Consider the following 23110-nt stretch of genomic DNA (forward strand, 5'->3'; position numbering starts at 1 on the left):
GACGTGGACTCACCGGTCCACGGACTCGGTCTGGACGCGCAGGGCCGGCTGATGGTGCCGTCGGGGGACCGCTACGACGAGGTCGCCTGGTACGACGGGTCGCCCACGCCGGGTGAGGTGGGACCGGCGGTCCTCGAGGGACACGTCACCGGGTCCGGCCAGGATCCCTCCGTCTTCTTCGAGCTGGGGGCGACGAGGTCGGGGGACCTGGTCGAGGTGGACCGCGCGGACGGCAGCACGGCGACCTTCGAGGTCACCGACGTGCGCATGTACCCGAAGGCCGACTTCCCGCGCGTCGACGTGTACGGCGCGACGGCGGGACCTGAGCTGCGGATCATCACCTGCGGTGGCAGCTATGACAGCTCCGCCCGTCGCCACCTCGACAATGTGGTCGTCTTCGCCAAGCTCGTGGAGGGCTGAGCAGGCAGGATGTCGAGGGCGCCTCGTCTGCTCCGACGTCCGGGGTGTCATGGCCATCACGGCCGATCACCGACACCGCCGCCGGCGGCAGGAGGCACCTCGTGAAGTTCGTCATCCTCATCCACTCCACCCCCGAGCCGTGGGGGCACCCCACCGGTGACTTCGTCGCCGAGCACCAGGCCCTGCCGCAGGAGCAGCGCGACGACATGAACGCGCACTTCGACCAGGTGCTCACCCAGCTGCAGGAAGCCGGTGAGCTCGTCGGCGGTGAGGCCCTCGGCGACCCGCGCAGCTCCACGCTCTTCCGCTGGGCTGACGGCGACCCGATCGCCTCCGACGGTCCCTACGCGGAGACCAAGGAGCAGTTCGCCGGGTTCTTCCTCATCGACGTCGCCAGCCGTGAGCGAGCCGAGGAGATCGCCTTCCACTTCGCCGGCCCCGGCGAGACGATCGAGCTGCGTCCGACCATGTGGCCGGGCGGCGACGAGCAGTGAGCGATGAGGATGTCTGGCGGGAGCACACCGCCGACGTCCTCGCCGCGCTCGTGCGCCGCAGCGGCGACTTCGGGGCCTGCGAGGACGCGGTCCAGGAGGCGCTGCTCGCCGCGGCCCAGCAGTGGCCGGTCGACGGGACCCCGGACGACCCCAAGGCCTGGCTGGTCCGCGTGGCGTCCCGCCGGCTGATCGACGCCCACCGCAGCACCACCTCCCGGGAGCGAAGGGAGGAGGCCCAGTCCTCCTCTGCCGCAGCACTGCTCGACGCACCGGCCGTGCCGGCAGAAGACGACACGCTGCGTATGTGCATGCTCTGCGCCCATCCCGACCTGAGCGACGCCTCCCGCGTGGCGCTCACCCTGCGCGCCGTCGCCGGGCTGACGACGGCGCAGGTCGCGGCCTGCTTCCTCGTGCCCGAGGCGACCATGGCGCAGCGGATCAGTCGGGCCAAGGCGACGATCAGGGGGAGCGAGGCTCCCTTCGCCCCGCCGACGCAGGAGGACGCGGTGGCGCGGCTGCACGCCGTCCGGCACGTCGTCTACCTCGTCTTCACCGCCGGGCACACGACCGCGGCCGGCGACCGGCTCGTCGACACCGACCTGCAGCGCGAGGCGCTGCGGCTGGCCGAGCGGCTGCACCGTGCGTTGCCCCGCGACCCGGAGACCGCCGGCCTCCTCGCCCTGCTGCTCATCGACCACGCCCGCACCGCCGCCCGGCAGGACGCGGCCGGCGACCTCATCCCGCTCGACGCGCAGGACCGCACGCGCTGGGACCACGCCGCCATCGCCCGCGGGGTCGCCCTCGTCGAGGAGGCGCTGACCAGGGGAGCGGTCGGCCCCTTCCAGCTGCAGGCCGCGATCGCCGCCGTCCACGGGGAGGCCACCACGGCGGACGAGACCGACTGGCCGCAGATCGAGGTGCTCTACCGGATGCTGCTGCGCATCGCGCCGTCGCCGATGGTCGAGCTCAACCTCGCTGCGGCCGTGGGGATGTCGCAGGGTCCCGCTGCCGGACTGGCGGCCCTGGAGCCACTCCTCGACGACCCGCTCCTCGCGCGGGGCCACCGGGTCCACGCCGTGCGGGCGCACCTGCTGGAGCGGGCGGGGCGCCGGGAGGAGGCCGCTTCGGCATACCTGCTCGCCGCGAGCCGGACCCAGAGCATCCCCGAGCAGCGGTACCTCAACCGGCGGGCCGCTGTTTCCCAGGATTCTCGGGTGACCCGATAAACCTCGCCTTCGCAAGGGTTTGAAACTCATGCTCACCCGTGGATTCTCGGGTGACCCGATAATTCTGTGACTCCGAACCTTGACAACATACAACCGATTGGTTGTATGTTGGTCTCATGACACCGAGCGACGAGGACCGGGCAGACGCCTTCTTCCACGCGCTCGCCGACAGCACCAGGCGCGACATCCTGCGCCGGGTGATGGCGGGGGAGCACTCGGTGTCTGCCCTGGCCGCGCAGTACCCGATGAGCTTCGCCGCCGTGCAGAAGCACGTGGCGGTGCTCGAGCGGGCGGGGCTGATCACCAAGCGCCGCAGCGGACGCGAGTCCCTGGCGAGCGGAGACGTCGAGGCCGTGCGAGCGGTCGGCGCGATGCTCACCGAGCTCGAGGACGTGTGGCGTGGACGGGTCAAGGGCATCGACGCCCTCCTGGCCCAGGACACCAGCACCGACACCACCACCTGACCCCCCCAGGAGATCACCATGCCCCTCACCGACGTCACCACCGACCTCGACACCAGCACCGACACCACCACCTGACCCCCCCAGGAGATCACCATGCCCCTCACCGACGTCACCACCGACCTCGACACCCGCACCCTCACCATGACCTGCGACTTCCCGGTCACCCCCGAACGCCTCTGGCAGGTGTGGGCTGACCCGCGCCAGCTCGAGCAGTGGTGGGGCCCCGAGACCTACCCGGCCACCGTCACCGAGCACGACCTGACGCCCGGCGGCTTCGTGAAGTACCACATGACCAGCCCCGAGGGGGAGAAGTTCCCCGGCGGCTGGGAGGTCATCGCCGTCGATGCACCCCACCGCCTCGAGCTGCGCGACTTCTTCGCCGACGCCGACGGCAACCCCGTGGCGTCCGCGCCGGAAAACCAGATGGTCATCGAGATCACCGCGACCGACACCGGCGCCCGGATGGTCAACACCTCGACGTGGGAGTCCGCCGAGGACATGCAGAAGGTCCTCGACATGGGCGTCGTCGAGGGCTCCACCTCTGCAGTGAGCCAGCTCGACGCGCTGCTGGCCGCCTGATGACCATGACGACGACCTACACCGTCGACATCTTCACCTCCCTCGACGGCTTCGGCAGCGTGAGCGGCGGTGGCTGGGGCGGCTACTGGGGCAAGCAGGGCCCGGAGCTCCTCGCCCACCGGCTCGCGCAGCAGGAGGCCGACCAGCGGATGGTCTTCGGGGCCACGACCTTCAGGGAGTTCGTGGCGATGCGCAGCGACTAGGAGGACTCGCCCGTCCCCCTTCGCTCCCACGGGAGCCTGTCCCTCAACCGCGCGCTCGTCGCGGCCGGCCTCGTCGACCGGGTGCAGGTGACGCTCTTCCCGGCCCTCACCGGACGCCACGGGTCGGCGCCCGTCTTCGCCGGCTGGGAGGACCTCGATCTCGAGCTGCTCGAGAGCACCGTCCTCGACGGCCGGACCATGGAGCTCGTCTACCGGCCCAGCCTGCACTAGCCCCGCTCCAGCCCCACTCCTTCACCCGGAGTTCGCCCGCAGTACCCACTCAGGTCCCCCCGGGCGAACGTCAGGTTGCTGGACTGCATGGACATCCCCTGTCCCTCGCCAAGGAGTCCCATGTCCAGCACCAACCTCGACCGCCGCACCCTGCTCGGCGGCTCGGCCGGCGCGCTCGGCCTGCTCGTCGCGGGGAGCGCCGCTCCCTTCGCCTCGCACGCGTCCGCCGCCCAGACCACGCGCCTCGCGGCCGGCTACGGCAAGCTCACCCCGGCCGGCCCGCTGCTCGCGCTGCCCGACGGCTTCTCCTACACCGTCCTCGCCGAGTCCGGCACGACCACCGTCGGTGGCTACGCGGTCGCCGGCAGCCAGGACGCGATGGGCTGCTTCGCCCGCCCCGGTGGCGGCTCGACCATCGTCTGCAACCACGAGCTCGGCGGCTCGGACGACGACCTCGTCCCGCACGTCGACGGTCTCGTCTACGACGCCGGGGCGAAGGGGGGTACCTCCACCCTCGTGGTCACCCAGGACAACACGGTGGTCGAGCACTACACCTCGGTGGCCGGGACGGTCGACAACTGCGCCGGCGGCATCACCCCGTGGGGCACCTGGCTGACCTGCGAGGAGACCGACGAGCGCGCCGGGACCCACGAGGACGACGGGGTGACCTACACCTTCGAGCAGGACCACGGCTACGTCTTCGAGGTCGACCCGACCAGCCAGGCCGCCAACATCGGCACGGCCAACATCCCGCTGAAGTTCCTCGGTCGCTTCGAGCACGAGGCCGCGGTCGTCGATCCCACGACGGGCCAGATCTACCTGACCGAGGACGCCGACGAGCCCAACGGGCTCTTCTACCGCTGGACCCCGCCGGCCGGTTACCGCCAGGGCAAGGGCGCGCTGCACGCCCTCGCCCAGGATGGCGCCGTCGAGGTCGGCACCCTCGAGGCGCTCGTCGCGACGGAGCGCAGCGGTCGCCACGTGACGGACCTGTCGCTGGCGACCCGTACGAAGACGACCTACACGACCTCGTGGGCCGAGGTGCCCGAGCGCGACGCGCAGACGATGCCGATCCGCGAGCAGCTCACCGACGCCCAGGTCACCCGCGCGCGCAAGCTCGAGGGCCAGTGGTGGGGCGACGGCGGCGTCTACTTCGTCGCGAGCTACGGCCGCACGGACGACGGCTCGATCCACGAGCACGACGGCCAGGTGTGGTTCTTCGACCCGAAGAAGCAGACCGTCACCCTGACGACGATCTTCGCGGTCAACGAGGACGGCGCGGGCGTCGACGGTCCGGACAACATCACGGTCTCCCCCCACGGCGGCCTCGTCCTCGCCGAGGACGGCGACGGCGCCTCGCAGCTCATCGGTGTCACCGACCAGGGCAAGGCCTACCGCCTCGCGCTCAACCTCGTCGACGACAGCGAGTGGGCCGGGCCGACCTTCAACGCGGCCGGCACGACCCTCTTCGCCAACATCCAGGGCGACCCGGGCCGCACCTTCGCGATCACCGGGCCGTGGGGCCGGCCCGCCAACGCCCGGGACTGATCCCGGACCGGCACCCGGTGGCCCTCAGGTCACCGGGTGCCACGGCCGGTCGGGGCGGGTGGCGACGGGGGAGCCGCTCACCCGCACCGCGTAGACCGGCGGGGGGCCGGCGTCGGCGAGCCCGAGGTAGGTGTGGCCGGTGATCCGGCACCACGCCGGCAGGTCGATCGGGGCCACCGGGTCGGTCGTGCTCAGGTGCACGACCGACCCTTCGGCGAGGTCGGCGACGCGGGCGCGCAGCAGGATGAGCAGCCGCGCGCACGAGCGGTCACCCCCGTCGATCCGCTCGACGGGCTCGTCGGTGCCCTCCACCGGCAGCTCAGGCAAGGACGGAGCGAAGGGCGGCGACCACCCGCTCGTCGTCCGGCTCCACCTGCGGGCCGAAGCGGGCGACCGGGGTGCCGTCGGCGTCGATGACGAACTTCTCGAAGTTCCACCGGATGTCGCCGCTCTCGCCACCCTCGTCCTGGGTGTCGACGAGGCCCTCGTAGAGGGCGTGGCGGCCGGGGCCGTTGACCTCGATCTTTTCGCTCATGGGGAAGGCGACGCCGTAGGTCGCGGAGCAGAACTCGGCGATCTCCTCGGACGTGCCGGGCTCCTGCCCGCCGAACTGGTTGCACGGCAGCCCGACGACCGCGAGGTCGGGGTGCTGCTCGTGCAGCGCCTCCAGCGCCGTGTACTGCGGGGTCAGGCCGCACTTGGACGCGACGTTGACCAGAAGGGCGGGCTTGCCGCCGGTGAGGTCGCGCAGGGTGCCGGGGGTGCCGTCGAGGCGGGCGAGGGGAGTGTCGAGGAGGGTCATACACCGACCCTAGTCCGCCCCGCCGACACCCCCGGCCCGGATCAGTGGGCCTTGAAGCCCCTCAGCCGCAGGCTGTTGCTCACGACGAAGACCGAGGAGAAGGCCATCGCCGCTCCGGCGATCATCGGGTTGAGCATCCCGGCCATCGCCAGCGGGATGGCGGCGACGTTGTAGGCGAACGCCCAGAAGAGGTTGCCCTTGATCGTCGACAGGGTGCGCCGGGCCAGCCGGATCGCGTCGACCGCGACCCGCAGGTCACCGCGCACGAGGGTCAGGTCACTGGCCTCGATGGCGACATCCGTGCCGGTGCCCATCGCCAGACCGAGGTCGGCGGTGGCCAGCGCGGCCGCGTCGTTGACGCCGTCACCGACCATGGCGACGACCTTGCCCTCGCCCTGCAGCCGCTCGACGACCGCGACCTTGTCCGCGGGCATGACATCGGCGAAGACGTCGTCCTCGGCAATCCCGACCTCGGCTGCGACGGCCCGGGCGACGACCTCGTTGTCACCGGTGAGCAGGATCGGCCGCAACCCCAGGGCGCGCAGCTCGGTGATCGCCTGCTTCGAGGTGTCCTTGATCGCGTCGGCGACGACGACGATGCCCCGGATGACCCCGTCCCAGCCGACGGCGACGGCGGTGCCACCGTCCTGCTGGGCGCGAGTCATCGCCTCCTGCAGCTCCTGCCCCAGGGGCATCGACCAGTCGGCGAGCAGCTGGGGGCGCCCGACGACGACCGAGGTGCTGACGTCGCCGCTCAGGATGACGCCCTGCACACCCAGGCCCTCGACATTGGCGAAGCCGTCGACCTCGGGCAACGACCCCGAGCGGGCGCGGGCACCGGTGACGATCGCCTGGGCGATCGGGTGCTCCGACGCGGCCTCGAGGGCTCCGGCGTAGCGCAGGACCTCGTCCTCGTCCTGGCCGTCAGCGGCGATGACCTCGCGCAGCGTCATCCGACCGGTGGTGACGGTGCCGGTCTTGTCGAGCACGATCGTGTCGACCTTGCGGGTGGACTCGAGCACCTCGGGGCCCTTGATGAGGATCCCCAGCTGGGCGCCGCGACCGGTACCGACCATCAGGGCGGTGGGCGTGGCCAGTCCGAGGGCGCAGGGGCAGGCGATGATCAGGACCGCGACGGCAGCGGTGAAGGCCATCGACAGGCCGGTCCCGATGGCGATCCAGAAGATCAGTGTCGCCAGCGAGAGCACGAGGACGATCGGGACGAAGATCCCCGAGATACGGTCCGCCAGACGCTGCGCCTCGGCCTTGCCGTTCTGCGCGTCCGCGACCATCTGGGCCATCTGCGCCAGCTGGGTGTCGCCGCCGACGCGGGTGGCGCGCACGACGAGGCGGCCACCGGCGTTGACCGTCGCACCGACGACGCCGTCGCCTGGGGCGACCTCGACGGGGACCGACTCGCCGGTGAGCATCGAGGTGTCGACCGCGGAGGTGCCGCGCTCGATCACGCCGTCCGTGGCGATCTTCTCGCCCGGGCGGACGACGAAGAGCGTCCCCACGGCCAGCTCCTCGACGGGGACCTGCCGCTCGGTGGTCCCGTCGGCGTCGAGGACGGTGACCTCCTTGGCGCCCATCTCGAGCAGCGCCCGCAGGGCGGCGCCGGCCTGGCGCTTGGAGCGCTTCTCGAAGTAGCGCCCGGCGAGGATGAAGGTCGTCACCCCTGCCGCGGCCTCGAGGTAGATGTTGCCCGAGCCGTCACCCCGCTCGACGGTGAGCTCGAAGGGGTGCGTCATGCCCGGCATGCCCGCGGTGCCGAAGAAGAGGGCGTACAGCGACCAGGCGAGGGCGGCGAGCGTGCCGATCGACACCAGCGTGTCCATCGTCGTCGCGCCGTGCTTGAGGTTGGTCCAGGCGGCCTTGTGGAAGGGCAGCGCGCCCCAGATCACGACCGGCGCGGCCAAGGTCAGCGACAGCCACTGCCAGTTGGTGAACTGCAGCGGCGGGATCATCGCCATCGCGATGACCGGGACCGACAGGACCGCCGAGATGATCAGCCGCTGGCGCAGCTGCTCGGTCTCGTCGGGGAGGGCCGGGCCGGCCCCCTTCGCCTCCTCCGTGCGGGGGAGAGATGCCCCGTAACCCGCCGACTCGACCGTCTCGACGAGGCGCTCGGGCGTGACCTCGGGCGCGTAGGTGACCTTGGCCTTCTCGGTCGCGTAGTTGACCGAGGCGCTCACCCCGTCGAGCTTGTTGAGCTTGCGCTCGATCCGGTTGGCGCACGAGGCGCAGGTCATGCCGGTGATGTCCAGCTCGACCTGCGTCGAGCCCGCCGTCGGGGTCGGCACGGTGTGTGGGGCGGTCATGTCTCTCTCCTGTGGTGGCGAAGGGGGTGGTGCCGGTCAGACCAGCTGGTAGCCGGCCTCTTCGACGGCGGTGCGCACGGCGGCGGCGTCGACGGGCTCGGCGCTGGTCACGGTCACGGCGCCGGACTCGAGCTCGACCTGGACGCCCTCGACGCCGGCGATCTCCTGGATCTCCTCGGTGACGGAGCTGACGCAGTGGCCGCAGGTCATGCCGGTGACGGTGTAGGTGGCGGTGGTGCTCATGGGGTGTCCTTTCGTCGGGGTGATGCCTCGTACAAGTACTGTACCCCCCTAGGGTATTCCCACGCGACTCGGCGACGTCCTGTCGCCCAGCCCGCGGCCTCGCCGCCGCGGTGTGCGCCCGCTGACTACGCTCGAAGCCATGCCAGCCCTCGCCGCCCTCGCCGTGGTCACCCTGATCCACCTCGGCGCCCAGGCCGTCGCACCCGGGGGAATGGTCGCCGACGTCACCCAGGTGCTGCTCATGCCGCTCCTGCTGTGGTTCCTCGTCACCACGACGACCCGACCCCAGTCGCTCCTCGTGCGCCTGACGGTGGTGGCCCTCGTCCTGTCCTGGCTCGGCGACACGCTCCCGCGCTTCGTGGAGGACGGCAGCGAGCTCGGTTTCATGCTCATGCTCGGGGCCTTCCTGCTGGCGCAGCTCGCCTACGTGGCGGCGCTGTACCCCTTCGCCGATCGCAGCATCGCGCGCACCCGGCCCGTCCTCATCGCGCCCTATGCCATCGCGTTGGTGGTGCTGCTCGTGGTCGTCACGCTGGGCAGCGGGTTCAGGTGGCAGGTGGCGCTCTACGGGATCGCGATCATGACGATGGCCGTCCTGGCGACCGGACTGGACCGGGTCGCCACGATCGGAGCGATCATCTTCGTCATCTCCGATGCGCTCATCGCGGTGCGCGCATTCGCCGACCTCGAGCTGCCTCTGCACGGGGTGTGGGTGATGCTCACCTACGTCGTCGGCCAGACCCTGCTCGTCGCCGCCATCGCCCACCGCGACCGGGTGGACCACGTGCGGCGCGGGTGAGCGCGACCGGAGCGGTGCACGAGGGGTACCTGCCGGGGACGCCGGAGTACCGCCGGGTCGTCTGGTCACTCTTCGCCGCGGGGACGGCCACCTTCGTCCTGCTCTACTCGACGCAGGCGCTGCTGCCGGACTTCACCCGGCACTTCGGTGTCTCGAGTGAGAGCGCGACGCTGACGATCTCGCTGACCACCCTCGGGCTGGGCTGCGGACTGCTCATCGCCGGACCGCTGTCCGACGTCGTCGGTCGCACCCGGCTGATCCACCTGTCGCTGCTCGCGTCGGTGCTCGTCGGACTGGCATCCGCGCTCGCACCGACGTGGACCTCACTGCTCGTGCTGCGCTTCGCCTCCGGCTTCGTCCTCGCGGGGCTGCCCGCCGTCGCCACGGCCTACCTGCGCGAGGAGCTGCACCGCTCCAGTCAGGCCAGTGCGTCCGGGCTCTATGTCGGTGGCACCGCCGTCGGCGCGATGTTCAGCCGGCTGCTCGCCGGTGCTGGTGCGGAGGTCGGTGGCTGGCGGTGGGGGATCGGGGCGACGGTCGCGCTCGGGCTGGTCTGCGCGGTGGTCGTGCGGATGTGGTTGCCACCGTCACGGGGTTTCGTCGCCGTGCCCGGCAACCCGCGGGCGCTGCTCGCCACGACGAGGAAGGCGCTCACCGACCGAGGGCTGCTGGCGCTCTACGCCATCGGTGGCTGCGTCCTCGGGGCGATGCAGGCCCCCTTCAACATGGTCGGATTTCGCCTCACCGAGGCGCCCTTCCACCTCGGGCTCGGGCTGGCGAGCCTGGTCTTCCTCGTCTACCCGCTCGGGACGATCAGCTCGGCGTGGTTCGGCCGGCTCGCCGACCGGCACGGTCGCCGGACGGTCGCTCCGGTGGGGGCGGGGATCGCCGCCGTGGGCGTAGTCGTGACGCTCCCGGATCATCTGAGCACCCTCGTCATCGGGCTGGCGCTCGTGGTCATCGGCTTCTTCGCCGTGCACGGCATCGCGAGCGGCTGGGTGCCCGTGCGGGCGCACGCTGGCGGGGCCAGTGCCAGCCAGGCGGCGTCGCTCTACCTCTTCACGTACTACCTGGGCTCCGCGGTCTTCGGCACGATCGCGGGCCTGGCGTGGACGCATGGTCACTGGCCGGGGGTCGTCGCGCTCTCGCTCGTGCTGCTCGCGGCCACGGCGGGGCTGACCGTGCTGTTGCGGCGCACGCCGCCGCTCGTGCCGGGTCAGTGGTGACTACGACGCGGGTACGTCGTCGAGCGGCGCGTCCTCGAGGGGTACGTCCTCGGTCGCCATGTCGTCCCTCGGCGTCGTGACCATCAGGCAGGTGACGACGGCGATCGCGGCGAGGGCGGTGAGCATGCCGAAGGCGACCTGCACGCCCGAGGCGCGCTCGGCGACGGTCGGGTCCGTGCCCGCGACGAGGGACATGACGGCGATGCTCGTGGCGGTGCCAGCGGCGCCGAAGACCTGCTGGGAGGAGCCGAGCAGCGCCGACCCGTGGGCGTAGAGGGAGCTCGGCAGCGACCCGAGCCCGGCGGTGAAGAGCGGGGTGAAAAGCAACGCCAGCGACAGGCTGAGCAGTACGTGCAGGAGCAGGATCGTCCACTGGCCGACGTGCGGCACGAGGGCCGTGAAGAGGCCCAGGGTGACGGTCATGCCGACGGCGCCGGGCACGACGAGAGGGCGGGCGCCGATCCGGTCGTAGAGGCGTCCGATGGTCGGTCCGAGCAAGCCCATCGCGATGCCGCCGGGGATGAGGAGCAGGCCCGTCTCGAGGGTGGACAGGCCCAGGCCGCGCTGGAGGTGGATCGGCAGCAGGATGATCGAGCTGATGAGCGCGGCGAACCCGAGGCACATGGTGACGAAGGCGCCGGTGAAGCTGCGGTGGGTGAAGGCGCGCAGGTCCATCAGCGGGTCGCCGTCGCGGCCGAGGGCGATCTGTCGCAGGACGAAGGCGATGAGTGCGATCGCGGCGACGCCCGCGGCTAGGGCCGGGTCGACGACGGGCTCGGGGGCAGGGGCGCCGGGGCCTGCGTGGCCGCCGCCGAGGCCCGAGAGGCCGTAGACGAGACCGCCGAAGCCGACGGTGGCCAGCGCGACGCTGAGGATGTCCAGGCGGCTGTCCCCGCGCTCGCCGACGTCGGGGAGGTGGCGCAGGCCGAGCCAGAGGGCGACCGCGGCGATGGGCAGGACGGTGATGAAGATCAGCCGCCAGGTGCCGAGCTCGAGCAGGATCCCGGAGACGGCCGGTCCCATGGCGGGGGCGACGGCGATGACGAGGGAGACATTGCCCATCGTGCGGCCGCGGTCCGCGACGGGGACCAGGTCCATGAGCGTGGTCATGAGCAGCGGGATCATGATGGCGGTCCCGGCGGCCTGGACCACCCGGGCGGCCACGAGGACCTCGAAGGTGGGTGCCGCGGCCGCGATCGTCGTGCCGATGGTGAACAGGCCCATGGCCAGGGCGAAGGTGCGCCGGGTCGCCAGGCGCCGCATGATCCAGCCGGTCATCGGGATGACGACGGCCATGGTGAGCATGAAGGCGGTGGTCAGCCACTGCGCGGTCGTCTCGGGGACGTGGAACTCGTCCATGAGCCGCGGGATCGCGTTGTTCATGATCGTCTCGTTGAGGATCACGACGAAGGTGGCGACGGTGAGCACGCGCAGGACCAGGGTCGTCTGGGCAGGCGTGGTCACGGGGTGCGGCGCGGCCGCGGGGGAGGGCATGTCCTCCATGGTCGGTCAGAGCACCGACAGTGACCAAATGGCTTTTGAGGGGCGAAGGGGGTGCCGCCCGTCGGTGGTCGAGAGGAGACTGGTCGCATGTGCCGAAACATCAGACAGCTGCACAACTTCGACCCCCCCGGCCACGAGCGACGAGGTGCGCGCTGCCGCGCTGCAGTACGTGCGCAAGGTGAGCGGGTCGACCAAGCCGAGCCAGGCCAACCAGGCCGCCTTCGACGAGGCGGTCGAGGAGATCGCCCAGGTGACCCAGCACCTGCTCTCGCACCTGACCACCAATGCCCCGCCCAAGGACCGTGCGGTCGAGGCGGAGAAGGCCAAGGAGCGCGCCAGGATTCGTTACGGAAAAACGGGCTGACTGGACTTGCGCGGAGGGGGCAAATATGTCCTCCGGGCGTGTCGCCGAAGGATTTTCGGCGTGTCGTGCCTGTGGATGATCTGCGGATAGGTTTTTTCGGGTCCACATCTGCGCGATTGCGTTTGTGCAGGTCAGAGTGGGTGCTGTGACCTGTGTGACGGCGGGATCCACAGGGTTGTCCACTGGCTGTGCACAGTGCCATGGCGCGTCGTCCACAGCCTGTCCACATCCTTGTCCACAGGCCCGTTTGTCGTTGTCGGTGCGGAGTGCGACTCTGCTCTGACGTCTCCTTCGCGGGGGCGTGCGGACCCCCCTTCGCCGGGGTCGCAGAGGACTGACGGAGGGCACGCGGGTGACGACGACCGAGATGGACACGGGCTACGGGGACCCGGGCTCGTACTCGTCGGGACCGCCGTCCGATCGTCTCCCGCCCCAGGACCTCAACGCCGAGCAGTCGGTCCTCGGCGGCATGCTGCTGAGCAAGGACGCGATCGCCGATGTCGGCGAGACGGTGCGGGGGCACGACTTCTACCGGCCCTCGCACGAGGTCATCTTCGACGCGATCATCGACCTCTACAGCCGGGGCGAGCCAGCCGACGCGATCACGATCGCCGATGAGCTCAGCAAGCGCGGCAACCTGCAGCGCGCGGGTGGGCAGGCCTATCTCCACGACCTGATCCAGTCGGTGCCGACCGCGGCCAACGCCGGGTACTACGCGCAGATCGTCGCCGAGCGGGCCGTGCTGCGGCGGCTGGTCGAGGCCGGGACCAAGATCGTCCAGATGGGTTATGCCCAGGGCGGCGGTGACGTCGAGGAGATCGTCAACTCTGCGCAGGCCGAGGTCTACGGGGTCGCGGAGAAGCGCGGCGGCGAGGACTACGCCCCGCTGTGGGACACGCTCAACGAGACGATGACCGAGATCGAGGTCGCAGCCGCGCGCACCGACGAGCTGACGGGTGTGCCCACGGGCTTCACCGATCTCGACGAGCTGACGCACGGCCTGCACCCGGGGCAGATGGTCGTCATCGCAGCTCGACCGGCAGTGGGTAAGGCGCTCGCGCTGGACACGCCACTGCCGACGCCCACCGGTTGGACCACGATGGGCGAGGTCGCGGTCGGCGACGAGCTCATCGATGCCTCGGGGCGCCCGACGCGAGTGGTGGCAGCGACCGAGGTCATGGCTGAGCGGCCCTGCTACGAGGTCGAGTTCTCTGACGGGTCCGTGATCGTGGCGGATGCTCAGCACCAGTGGCAGACCACGGGGGCCGTGCGCACGACCGAGCAGCTCGCGGCCACGCTGGACCAGGTGCACGAGGTGGCCCTGACGCAGCCGCTGGAGCTCGCCGACACCGACCTGCCGCTTGCCCCGTATGCCATGGGGGTTCGGCTGGGTCTGGCATGGACCGGCGAGGACGAGCTGTCGCCGGAGGTGCGGATGCATCTCGAGGCAGAGGACGAAGGGGGTTCCACCCCTCCGGTCGTGACTCACGTGATGAATCACGACAGTGGCGCGAGGATCGACCCCACCTACCTTCGCGCGGGGAAGCCGCAGCGCAGGGCGCTCTTGTCCGGCGTGCTCGACGTGGGCGGCTCGGTGGACGACGAGGGTCGCGTCACCGTTGCCGGTGGTGGCGAGGAGCTTGCCGAGCTCGTCGTGGGTCTTGGCCATCGAGTGGAGTCCTCGACTCCTCATGTCTTGACCTTCGTCGCGGACGCGGACGTCTTCCGCGTTGTCGACCGGGCGGTGGCTCACAAGGAGCGTCGCGGGGCCGTGCGTGCCCGGACCATCGTCGATGTCCGTCGGGTCGCGTCGGTCCCCGTGCGGTGCGTCGAGGTCGACAACGCTGCCCACCTCTACCTCGCTGGCCGATCGATGATCCCGACCCACAACTCGACCCTGGGTGTGGACATCGCCCGTGCGGCGGCGATCCACCACCAGATGCCGAGCGCGATCTTCTCCCTCGAGATGAGCCGCAGCGAGATCACCATGCGTGTGCTCGCGGCGGAGGCGAGCATCCAGCTGCAGCACCTGCGGCGAGGGAAGATGAGCGATCCGGACTGGCGCAAGCTCTCCCGCGTCGTCGGCCGGATCAGCGACAGCCCGCTCTACATCGACGACTCGCCCAACCTGTCGCTCATGGAGATCCGCGCCAAGGCACGGCGGCTGAAGCAGCAGCACAACCTCAAGCTCATCGTCATCGACTACCTGCAGCTGATGAGCTCGGGCAAAAAGGTGGAGTCCCGCCAGCAGGAGGTCTCCGAGTTCTCCCGTGCGCTGAAGTTGCTGGCCAAGGAGCTGCAGGTCCCGGTCATCGCGATCAGCCAGCTGAACCGTGGTCCTGAGCAGCGCACCGACAAGCGTCCGGCCATGAGCGACCTTCGTGAGTCAGGCTCCATCGAGCAGGATGCCGACATCGTGATCCTGCTCCACCGCGACCGAGACCCAGGCTCGGAGCGCGAAGGGGAGGCCGACGTCATCGTCGCCAAGCACCGCAACGGCCCCACCGCCGACATCGTGCTCGGCTTCCAGGGGCACTACGCGCGGTTCTCGAACCTGGCGAAGGACTCGGGCGGGTTCTGATTAGAAATTGAACTCTCGCCTTGTGGCCGTAGGTCTCGGTGAGCTCTCGGCGCACTGCCTGGTCGCTCAGTGCACGACAGTGAACTTCACTGAGGGTGCGAAATGTAGAGTGAGGACCTCAGTGAAGTTCACTGAGGTGCACTGACGCGAACGAAGGTGCTGGCACATGGCCCCTGACGAACTGGACCAAATCGTCCGACGCATTCGAGCGCAGCGAAACGACGACGCCTCGGTGGAGGTCAAGGCGTGTGCATCGGCCCTGGGCTCCGCCGTGTGGGACACCGTGAGTGCCTTTGCCAACACGACCGGTGGGCTCCTGATCCTCGGGCTTGATCAGGGCGGGGGCTTCGCCCCGGCTGATGGGTTCGATGCCGATCGAGTCTGTGACCAGTTCGTCGAGGGCGTCGGGGATGGTGGAGGAACTGGTCTGCTGGCGAGCCCTCCCGCGTACTCCATTACTAGAGGAGAGGTGGATGGAGCGCCAGTCCTCCTCGTCGACATCGCGGAGAACGACCTAGGCGACAAGCCTTGCTACATACGGTCGAAGGGCGTCCAAGGCGGGAGCTATAAGCGCGTTGATGACAAGGACATCAAGCTCACAGCACCCGAGATCTTCGAGATGCAGATGGCGCTCACCCCTCAAGACGCCGACCGTAGGCCTGTGGGGGAGGCATCCATCGCTGACCTCGACGAGAACTTGGTCGAGGCTCTTGTGGCGCGACGGAAGACGTCCAAGGCCCTGCGCGGTGTTGTTGCGCTGGATGCGCAACTGGCTCGACTCAATGTCATGACTGGCGATCAAGAGGTGCGTCTCGCGGGGCTTCTGGCGCTCGGGAAGTATCCACAGCAGTACCTTCCGCGTCTCCTCATCGACGTCTCGGTGCATCCTGCCAACGAGAAGTCTGCGCCGGGTGAGCGAGTGAGATTCCTCGACCGAGTGCAGTGCGAGGGGCCACTCGTAGAAGCGATCGACCAAGCCGTGGATGCCACGGCGAGGAACCTCCGGACGTATTCGACTGTCGAGGGTTCGGCGCGCAAAGACCGCCTAGAGATTCCGCGCGAGGTACTGCGCGAAGCGATCGCAAACGCCGCCGTTCATCGCGAGTATCACGACCTCTTTCAGGGGCAGCCGATCACCGTGGACGTCTACCCCAACCGGGTGACAGTTACCAACCCAGGGGGGCTATGGGGTGGCAAGACGCTCGACAACTTGGACGATGGGAACTCGCGCTGCCGAAACCAGACGTTGATGCAGCTGCTGCAGAACGTCCCCGTGGCGGAGAGCGTGGGTGTCACTGTCGAGGGGCAGGGCGGCGGGTTGCACTCATGGTGCATGAGATGGAGGCCCACGCGCTCGACCGTCCCCGCTTCAAGGTGTCGCCGGATCAGGTGACGGTCGAGTTGCGGCGCCACGGCGCCGAGATTCCCGCTCTGCGAGCTTGGTTGGCCAGGCTCAGTTCGGAACCATTGAGTGATCGCGACGATGCTGCGTTGATCATCGCGCGCCGCGAAGGGAGTGTGAGCGTCTCATCGCTCCGCGAGCTGCTTCGGGTTGATTCTGATGATGCACGAGAGCTATTGGGCGACCTCGCCGGAAGAGGGCTCCTCCGGCAGGCAGAGGCTGAACGTTACGAACTCTGGAGCGATGGGCCGCAGATGCGGCCTGCTGAGGCGCGGGTCTTCGGTGCGCTGTCTGCCGTTGTGCCGATGAGCATCAATGAGCTGGCGGAGGAACTCGACAAGACACCGAGCAGCTTGCGCCCGATACTGCGCAGGCTCATTCAGCACGGGCAGATTTCGGCTACGGCCCCCCCGACGAGCCGGGATCGCAAGTACCTACGGGTGCCGGTGGCCGGGGACCCAACTCTCAGCTGACGAGGGCTCTGTCCCAATTGCGGATGGACCTGCGGCAGGATGACGCAGACAATCGTCGTCTTGCCGCGAGGGGTCCTGTTGAGCACGCTCGGAAGCTTCATCTGGTCGATCGCTGACCAGCTGCGAGGGCCGTACCGGCCGAACCAGTACGGCAACGTGATCCTCCCGCTGACGATCTTGCGGCGCCTGGACTGCATCCTCGAGCCCGACCGAGCGACTGTCCGGGAGCTGGCGGCCAAGTTCGACAACCCCAACCGGCTCAAGGTTGAGGTCAAGAAAGCCACCGGGCGGACCTTCTACAACACCTCGAACTACTCCTTCGCCAACCTGCTCAAGGACGCCGACGGCCTGACGGACAACCTCAACGACTACATCGACCGGTTCTCACCGGAGGTCGACGTCTTCGAGTACTTCGACTTCAAAAAGGAGATCCTCGCGCTCGAGAAGGCCGAGCTGCTGCGCGAGGTCGTCAAGTCCTTCGCTGTGATCGACCTGCACCCGAGCCGGGTGTCCAACTCGGACATGGGCGACGCGTTCGAGTACATCATCCGCAAGTTCAACGAGGCCGCGAACGAGACCTCCGGAGACCACTACACGCCCCGCGACGCGATCAAGCTGCTCGTGGACCTGCTCTTCGCCGAGGAAGACGCCGGCCTGTCTGAGCCGGGGATCGTCCGGTCGCTGTACGACCCCACCGCGGGAACCGGAGGGATGCTGTCGCTCGCTCAGGAACACTTGCTGGCGCAGAACCCCGACGCGCGACTCAGCCTCTTCGGGCAGGAGTACAACCCGCAGTCCTACGCGATCTGCAAGTCGGACATGCTCGCCAAGGGCAACGACCCGACCAACATCGCCTTCGGCAACACCCTGACCGATGACGCCTTCGCGAACCGCCAGTTCGACTTCTGCATGTCCAACCCGCCCTACGGCGTGGACTGGAAGCAGTACGCCAAGACCATCAAGGAAGAGAAGGACAGCGCTGGCCCCTATGGCCGTTTCGCGCCAGGCCTGCCGTCCACCTCTGATGGGCAGATGCTCTTCCTGCTCCACTTGGCGCACAAGATGCGCGACCCGCAGGACGGTGGTGGCCGGGTCGGCATCGTCATGAACGGCTCCCCGCTCTTCAACGGTGGCGCGGGCTCGGGCCCTTCGGAGATCCGCCGCTACCTGCTGGAGAACGACCTGGTCGAGGCGATCGTGGCGCTGCCGACCAACATGTTCTTCAACACCGGCATCGCGACCTACATCTGGATCCTCGACAACTCCAAGCACCCCGACCGCAAGGGCAAAGTCCAGCTCATCGACGGCACGTCGTACTGGACGAAGATGCGCAAGACCCTCGGCTCGAAGAACCGCGAGATCAGCGACGAGGACCGCGCGAAGGTCGTCAAGCTTTACGACGACTTCAAGGACGCTGACGCCGAGCACTCCAAGGTGCTGAGCAACGACGACTTCGGGTACTGGACCATCACCGTCGAGCGGCCCAAGTTGGATGACGAAGGGGAGCCCGTCACCGACCGCAAGGGCAAGCCCAAGCCCGACTCCAAGAAGCGCGACACCGAGAACGTGCCCTTTACCTACGGCGGCTCCACCGCTGGGGTCGCGGGTAAGAACGAGGTCGTTCTGGCCTACTTCGACGCCGAGGTGGCCCCCCACGTTCCCGATGCGTGGATCGACCACGAGAAGACAAAGGTCGGCTACGAAATCCCCTTCACCCGCCACTTCTACACGTATGTGCCTCCTCGGCCCCTCGCTGAGATCGACGCCGACCTCGAGCAGCAGGTCGCCAAGATCCTTCAACTGCTGCGCGAGGTAGAGGGATGACGCGACTGGGTTGGAGCGAGCGGCCGATAGCCGCTCTGGCGAATTTCGAGAACGGGTATCCGTTTAAGCCGCACCAGCTTGGGGATACCGGCACTCCCATTGTCAGAATCCGCCAACTGAACGATCCCGCCGCCAGCTTCGACCACTACGATGGGGACTTGGAGCCGAAGTACCAAATTTCGGACGGCGACTTGATCTTCTCGTGGTCCGGCTCCTTGTCGGTGGGCTTTTGGACCCGAGGCAATGCATTCCTCAACCAGCACCTGTTTCGCGTCGATCCTGCGTCAGGCGTCGACAAGCGTTGGCTAGCGTATGCGCTGACTTGGAGCGTTGCACGCTTCGAGGGCTTCATGCACGGCTCCGCGATGACGCACATCACGAAACCGATGATGAAGGTCGTGCGCGCACCTGTTCCGCCAGTCGACGAGCAGCGTGCCATCGCCGCCTACCTCGACCGCGAGACCGCCCGCATCGACACGCTCATCATGGAGCAGCGGCGCCTGATCGAGATGCTCCTCGAGCGTCGTGACTCCACGTGGGACACCGATGTAGACGCGGCAAGTGGCGCCGGAGTGCTTCTACCCGTTAAGCGCGTCATCTCCTCGATAGTTGACGGTCCATTCGGATCTTCCCTGACGTCTGCCCACTACACCGATGAAGGTGCGCGGGTGATTCGCCTGGGGAACGTTGGGATCAACGAGTTCAAAGACCATGACTCAGCGTTTATCCCGATTGAGTACGCGGATGAGTTGGAAGCGCACGCGGTCGTTGCGGGGGACGTCGTAGTAGCCGGACTTGGCGACGACCGGATGCCGCTGGGGCGTGCAGCGGTGGTCCCTGACCTGGGAGCTGCGATCGTCAAAGCTGATTGCTATCGGCTTCGACCCAATGACATGGTCAGCCCTCAGTACCTGGCCTGGGTCATGTCTGCACCTCAGACTGGGTCTCAGATCATGTTGCTGGCGCGCGGCGCCACTCGTGCCCGACTTAACACCAAAGTCGTCCAGCAGGTCGAGATCCCGATACCGGACCGCGCGATGCAAGCGGAGATCGTCGCTAGGTCTGCAGCCGCGATCAAGAAGATCGATGTGTTGATCGCCGAGTCGGAGCGGTTCATCGAGTTGTCGCGGGAGCGACGGGCGGCGCTGATCACGGCTGCGGTCACGGGGCAGATCGACGTGCGAGAGGTAGCGTGATGGCGGCCCACAACGAGGTGGTCTTCGAGTCGGAGATCTGCGCGCACCTCGAGGCGCACGGCTGGCTCTATGCCGAGAATGACACCGGGTATGACCGGGAGCGGGCGCTGTTCCCGGAAGACCTGTTCGCGTGGCTGAAGGAAACTCAACCCGGCCCGTACGCAAAAGCATTGAAGGCGGCGGGGTCGCAGGCGAAGTTCCTCGACGTGCTCACAATTGCCCTGGACAAGCCGCTGGAGCATGGCGGCGGGACGTTGAACATCCTGCGCAACGGGGTGCAGTACATCGGGGGTGGCCGGTTGAAGATGGCCCAGTTCCGTCCCGAGACCTCGCTGAACGCGACGACCGTCGAGCAGTACGAGGCGATGCGGGTGCGGGTGATGCGGCAGGTGCACTTCTCCACCGCGGATCAGCGCAGCATCGACTTGGTGTTCTTCGTCAACGGACTGCCGGTGGGCACGGTCGAGCTGAAGACGGACTTCACCCAGTCGCTGGACGAGGCGATCAACCAGTACAAGAAAGACCGCAGCCCGGTTACCAACGGCCGGGTGGAGCCGCTGCTGTCGTTCGGGCACCGGGCATTGGTGCACTTCGCGGTCTCCAACGACTTGGCCGCGATGACCACGCGGCTCGAGGGCGAGAAGACGCACTTCCTCCCCTTCAACACCGGCGATGACGATGGCGGGGCCGGCAACCCGCCCGCGGCGGACGGGAAGTCGGCCACGGCGTACCTGTGGGAGCGGGTGTGGGAGAAGCACGCCTGGCTCAACATCATCGGCCGGCTGATGATCGTGGAGACCAAGGAGGAGTGGGACGTGGCGACGGGGACCTCCCTTCGTCGCACGTCGATGCTCTTCCCTCGCTTCCACCAGTGGGAGGCCGTCACCAACATCGCCGCCGCCATCGAAGAAGAGGGCGTCGGTGAGCGGTACCTGATCGAGCACTCCGCGGGGTCGGGCAAGACGAACACCATCGCGTGGACGGCGCACCGGCTGGCGCGGCTGCACATCGATGACAAGAAGGTCTTCGACTCGGTCATCGTGGTCGTGGACCGAACGGTGCTCGACGGGCAGCTGCAGGACGCGATCCGGCAGATCGATGGCAGCGGCAAGATCGTGGCAACGATCAGCCCGGAGGATGTGCGCAAGGCGGGCGCGAAGTCGAAGTCGAACCTGCTGGCGACCGCGTTGAAGAACGGTGAGCTGATCATCGCGGTGACGGTGCAGACCTTCCCGTACGCGCTTGATGAGATCCGCGCCGACTCGGCGCTGAAGGGCCGCAAGTTCGCGGTCATCGCCGACGAGGCGCACTCCTCGCAGTCCGGGCAGGTCTCCTCGAAGCTGAAGGCGGTCCTCACCGCCGAGGAGGTCAAGGACATCGAGGAAGGCGGGCAGGTCGACGTCGAGTCGGTCCTGGCCGCGGAGATGAGCGAACGAGCCGAGTCGCCGAACATCTCCTACCTCGCGTTCACCGCGACGCCGAAGAACAAGACGCTGGAGCTCTTCGGGCGCAAGGGCGCCGATGGTAGGCCGGTGGAGTTCCACCTGTACTCGATGAAGCAGGCCATCGAGGAGGGGTACATCCTCGATGTGCTTAAGGGCTATCAGTCCTATGACACCGCGCTGAAGATCGCCGGGAAGGCGACCAGCACGGGGGACGGGGAGGTTGAGGAGGGCGCTGCGCGCAAGGGGTTGATGCGGTGGGTGCAGTTGCACCCGACGAACATCAGCCAGAAGGTCCAGATCATCGTCGAGCACTTCCATGCCAACGTCGCTCATCTGCTCGAGGGCAAGGCCAAGGCGATGGTGGTGACTGACTCGCGCAAGTCCGCGGTGAAGTACAAGCTGGCGATCGAGGCATACATCGCCAAGCGGACGGCCGAGGACGCGTCGTACAGCTACGGGACGCTGGTCGCCTTCTCCGGTGGGGTGACGATGGCTGAGAACGAGGTGTGGGCAGTTGAGTGGGGTCCGATGCCCTCGAAGGACGACGAGTTCACCGAAGCGAACATGAACCCCGGCGCCGGGAGTGACTTGGCGGCGGCGTTCAAGGGTGAGACGTACAAGATCATGACGGTCGCCAACAAGTTTCAGACCGGCTTCGACCAGCCGCTGCTGTCGGCGATGTACGTCGACAAGCGCCTGGCTGGCGTGACGGCGGTGCAGACGTTGTCGCGGTTGAACCGCACCCACCGGGCAGCGGGTGGGGAGCAGAAGCGCAAGACCTTCGTCATCGACTTCATCAACGAGCCGGAAGACATCCGGACCTCGTTCGAGCCGTACTTCAAGGGCGCGACCCTGGAGACCGAGACCGACCCCTACGTCGTGGCGCACCTGGCCACGAAACTCGCACAGTCAGGGATCTACGACGAGGACCAAGTCCGCAAGGCCGCTGAGCTGTGGGTGACACGCAAGGGCAACAACGCCCTGTCCGCCGCGGTAGGCCCGGCGAAGCGGGCATTTGCCAAGCGCTACGAGAAGGCACTCGAGACCGACGACAAGGTCCTGCTCAACGAGCTCGACCTCTTCCGCAAGGACGTCTCCACGTACGTGCGGCTGTATGACTTCATGAGCCAGATCGTCGACTACGGCGACCCGTACATGGAGATGCTCTCGATCTTCCTGCGGCTGCTCGAGCGGGTCATCAAGGACGAGTCGTGGGCCGCTGAGGTCGACTTGTCCGACGTGGTGCTCGTCGGGGTCAAGCACAGCAAAGGCGCGGCAGTCGACATCTCCCTCACTGGTGATGGCGAGTTGAAGGGCATCAGCGCCGCCGGCACTGGCGCGAAGAAGGACCCGAAGTACGTCGCGCTCCAGGTCGTCATCGACAAGATGAACGACCTCTTCGGGGCTGAGTCGTTTGCGGAGTCGCAGATTCGGGAGTTCGTGCTGGGGCTCGTGGAGCGGCTCATGGCCTACCCCGATCTCGTGGCGCAGACGAGGGTGAACACGAAGAAGCAGTTCATAGAGTCACAGGACTTCCAGTCCGCCGTCACCGAGGCGGTCGTTGAGAACCAGGACGCGCACAACACCATGGCGGACTACTTCTTCAGCGACGGGCCCGGGGCGCACGGGGTCGTCGTGGCGCTGGCAGATGCGTTCTACGAGACCGCGAATCATCAACCGGTCAGAAGCTATTCGGAACGCAGTCGAAGTAGCAACGTGAAAGATTAGAGGCGGGCAACCATGCGAGACTTAGACATATTAGCGAC

The 23110-nt window shown here is 68.0% G+C and carries 21 protein-coding genes and 1 pseudogene; 17 read left to right on the forward strand and 5 right to left on the reverse strand.

All coding sequences use genetic code 11. The annotated features are described in order from the left end of the window. Positions 1–3 precede the first annotated feature (3 nt). From EXU32_RS17545 to EXU32_RS16025, 8 genes are all read left to right on the forward strand, one after another. On the forward strand, positions 4–420 hold the full coding sequence (locus EXU32_RS17545; RefSeq protein WP_242612822.1) for a class F sortase: 417 nt from the start codon (positions 4–6) through the stop codon (positions 418–420). A gap of 101 nt (positions 421–521) precedes the next feature. Next, on the forward strand, positions 522–914 hold the full coding sequence (locus EXU32_RS16000) for a YciI family protein (protein ID WP_130630804.1): 393 nt from the start codon (positions 522–524) through the stop codon (positions 912–914). Further along, on the forward strand, positions 911–2140 hold the full coding sequence (locus EXU32_RS16005) for an RNA polymerase sigma factor (RefSeq protein ID WP_130630805.1): 1230 nt from the start codon (positions 911–913) through the stop codon (positions 2138–2140). Before EXU32_RS16000 ends, EXU32_RS16005 begins: the two co-directional genes overlap by 4 nt. Before the next feature lie 116 nt (positions 2141–2256). Next, on the forward strand, positions 2257–2604 hold the full coding sequence (locus EXU32_RS16010) for an ArsR/SmtB family transcription factor (RefSeq protein ID WP_130630806.1): 348 nt from the start codon (positions 2257–2259) through the stop codon (positions 2602–2604). Between the two features lie 93 nt (positions 2605–2697). Then, entirely contained in the window at positions 2698–3183 is a 486-nt protein-coding gene (locus EXU32_RS16015; RefSeq protein WP_130630807.1) for an SRPBCC family protein, read from the forward strand. A gap of 5 nt (positions 3184–3188) precedes the next feature. Then, positions 3189–3386: a hypothetical protein gene (locus tag EXU32_RS17550; RefSeq protein ID WP_242612823.1), complete on the forward strand. Its 198-nt coding sequence runs from the start codon at positions 3189–3191 to the stop codon at positions 3384–3386. A gap of 81 nt (positions 3387–3467) precedes the next feature. Further along, complete coding sequence (locus tag EXU32_RS17555; protein ID WP_242612824.1) at positions 3468–3617, forward strand: hypothetical protein; 150 nt, start codon at positions 3468–3470, stop codon at positions 3615–3617. Between the two features lie 120 nt (positions 3618–3737). Continuing rightward, a complete protein-coding gene (locus EXU32_RS16025) occupies positions 3738–5165 on the forward strand; it encodes an alkaline phosphatase PhoX (RefSeq protein ID WP_130630808.1) in 1428 nt (475 codons plus the stop codon). A 24-nt stretch (positions 5166–5189) separates the two neighbouring features. On the opposite strand, the gene EXU32_RS16030 is transcribed toward EXU32_RS16025, so the two are convergent. Genes EXU32_RS16030 through EXU32_RS16045 form a run of 4 tightly spaced genes read right to left on the reverse strand, consistent with a single transcriptional unit; the run spans position 5190 to position 8531 of the window. After that, on the reverse strand, positions 5190–5492 hold the full coding sequence (locus EXU32_RS16030; RefSeq protein ID WP_207233830.1) for a sulfurtransferase TusA family protein: 303 nt from the start codon (positions 5490–5492) through the stop codon (positions 5190–5192). Continuing rightward, positions 5485–5967 (reverse strand): glutathione peroxidase, encoded by a 483-nt coding sequence (locus EXU32_RS16035; RefSeq protein ID WP_130630809.1) that lies wholly within the window; start codon positions 5965–5967, stop codon positions 5485–5487. The genes EXU32_RS16030 and EXU32_RS16035 overlap by 8 nt, the downstream gene beginning before the upstream one ends. Before the next feature lie 41 nt (positions 5968–6008). Next, positions 6009–8288 carry a heavy metal translocating P-type ATPase gene (locus EXU32_RS16040; RefSeq protein ID WP_130630810.1) on the reverse strand — a complete coding sequence of 760 codons (2280 nt, stop codon included), beginning with the start codon at positions 8286–8288 and terminating at the stop codon, positions 6009–6011. Positions 8289–8324: 36 nt separating this feature from the next. Then, positions 8325–8531, reverse strand: coding sequence for a heavy-metal-associated domain-containing protein (locus EXU32_RS16045; RefSeq protein WP_130630811.1), 207 nt, complete (start codon positions 8529–8531; stop codon positions 8325–8327). Positions 8532–8670: 139 nt separating this feature from the next. On the opposite strand from EXU32_RS16045, the gene EXU32_RS16050 reads away from it, so the two are divergent. Continuing rightward, positions 8671–9330, forward strand: coding sequence for a lysoplasmalogenase (locus EXU32_RS16050; protein WP_130630812.1), 660 nt, complete (start codon positions 8671–8673; stop codon positions 9328–9330). Next, positions 9327–10556, forward strand: a complete 1230-nt coding sequence (locus tag EXU32_RS16055) for an MFS transporter (RefSeq protein ID WP_242612825.1) — start codon at positions 9327–9329, stop codon at positions 10554–10556. The genes EXU32_RS16050 and EXU32_RS16055 overlap by 4 nt, the downstream gene beginning before the upstream one ends. Here the strand turns inward: EXU32_RS16055 and EXU32_RS16060 are convergent, their stop codons facing one another. Further along, positions 10557–12050: a DHA2 family efflux MFS transporter permease subunit gene (locus EXU32_RS16060; protein WP_130630813.1), complete on the reverse strand. Its 1494-nt coding sequence runs from the start codon at positions 12048–12050 to the stop codon at positions 10557–10559. Positions 12051–12146: 96 nt separating this feature from the next. Here EXU32_RS16060 and EXU32_RS16065 point away from each other — a divergent pair. The 7 genes and pseudogenes from EXU32_RS16065 (at position 12147) to EXU32_RS16095 (ending at position 23072) form a co-directional block, all read left to right on the forward strand. After that, positions 12147–12423, forward strand: a pseudogene (locus EXU32_RS16065) (DUF2277 domain-containing protein). Positions 12424–12790: 367 nt separating this feature from the next. Then, a complete protein-coding gene (dnaB, locus tag EXU32_RS16070) occupies positions 12791–15004 on the forward strand; it encodes a replicative DNA helicase (RefSeq protein ID WP_130631241.1) in 2214 nt (737 codons plus the stop codon). 166 nt (positions 15005–15170) lie between these two features. Further along, positions 15171–16397, forward strand: coding sequence for an ATP-binding protein (locus EXU32_RS16075; RefSeq protein WP_130630814.1), 1227 nt, complete (start codon positions 15171–15173; stop codon positions 16395–16397). Then, complete coding sequence (locus EXU32_RS16080) at positions 16343–16879, forward strand: hypothetical protein (RefSeq protein WP_130630815.1); 537 nt, start codon at positions 16343–16345, stop codon at positions 16877–16879. The genes EXU32_RS16075 and EXU32_RS16080 overlap by 55 nt, the downstream gene beginning before the upstream one ends. 78 nt (positions 16880–16957) lie before the next feature. Beyond that, a complete protein-coding gene (locus tag EXU32_RS16085; RefSeq protein WP_130630816.1) occupies positions 16958–18703 on the forward strand; it encodes an HsdM family class I SAM-dependent methyltransferase in 1746 nt (581 codons plus the stop codon). After that, a complete protein-coding gene (locus tag EXU32_RS16090; RefSeq protein WP_130630817.1) occupies positions 18700–19899 on the forward strand; it encodes a restriction endonuclease subunit S in 1200 nt (399 codons plus the stop codon). The genes EXU32_RS16085 and EXU32_RS16090 overlap by 4 nt, the downstream gene beginning before the upstream one ends. Beyond that, a complete protein-coding gene (locus tag EXU32_RS16095) occupies positions 19899–23072 on the forward strand; it encodes a type I restriction endonuclease subunit R (RefSeq protein WP_130630818.1) in 3174 nt (1057 codons plus the stop codon). Before EXU32_RS16090 ends, EXU32_RS16095 begins: the two co-directional genes overlap by 1 nt. Positions 23073–23110: the final 38 nt, after the last annotated feature.

The organism is Janibacter limosus (genome assembly GCF_004295485.1).
In the GTDB taxonomy this organism is placed as follows: Bacteria; Actinomycetota; Actinomycetes; order Actinomycetales; family Dermatophilaceae; genus Janibacter; species Janibacter limosus_A.